This window comes from Oleiphilus sp. HI0128, assembly GCF_001635365.1.
This window is the reverse complement of record NZ_LWGG01000294.1, coordinates 1-654: the sequence shown is the minus strand read 5'-3', so window position 1 is coordinate 654 and position 654 is coordinate 1. Positions and strand designations below refer to the sequence as shown.

The following is a 654-nucleotide window of genomic DNA, read 5'->3' as shown; positions in this document are numbered from 1 at the left end:
AACGCTGTCACAAGCATTGGGTTTGAATAACTCTGCAGTCACCGGTTTGGTTGGCCGAATGCAAAAGAACGGCATTATTGAGCGCAAAGGATGTGCCGAAGACGGCAGAGCATCAAGGTTATTTTTGTCTGACGAGGGTAAAAATAAATTACCGATACTCTACCCACTTATCCAGCAAGTAAACGAGAAGCTCAGTGAAGAATTTTCAGAAGAAGAGCTTGAAACCGTCAGTCGCTTCCTAAACAAGGTGATCGACATTTTTAAATAAGTACGCGGTATTCAATATGAGTCAATTTCTAGCAATGTTCCAACAAATGGGCCCAGAGATGTTTTCGAAGGGCGTTGCTCAAATCGCACCTTACTTTGGGACAATTGACCCAGAAGTCATTGACCTTAAACCAGGCTATTGTGAAGTTAGCTTGAAAAACCAAAAGAAGGTGCACAACCATATCGGTACCGTTCATGCCATTGCAATGTGTAACGCTGCTGAATTAGCAGGCGGTATGACAACTGACGTCTCGATTCCCGCTGGTGCCCGATGGGTTCCTCAAGGTATGACTGTTGAATATATCGCAAAAGCTAAAACAGACCTTAAAGTTGTGTGTGAAGCGGCAGACGTCGATTTTTCACAGGAAGGCAAGGTAGTCGTGCCCG

At 44.6% G+C, this 654-nt stretch carries 2 protein-coding genes; both read left to right on the top strand.

Annotation, left to right across the window (positions count from 1 at the left end):
* Positions 1-268, top strand: a 268-nt coding sequence (locus A3763_RS03785) for a MarR family winged helix-turn-helix transcriptional regulator (RefSeq protein WP_156494883.1), incomplete at its 5' end; no start/stop codon positions are given.
* Positions 269-284: 16 nt separating this feature from the next.
* Positions 285-654: hotdog fold domain-containing protein (locus A3763_RS03780; RefSeq protein ID WP_082880370.1), on the top strand; the 370-nt coding region annotated here is incomplete at its 3' end.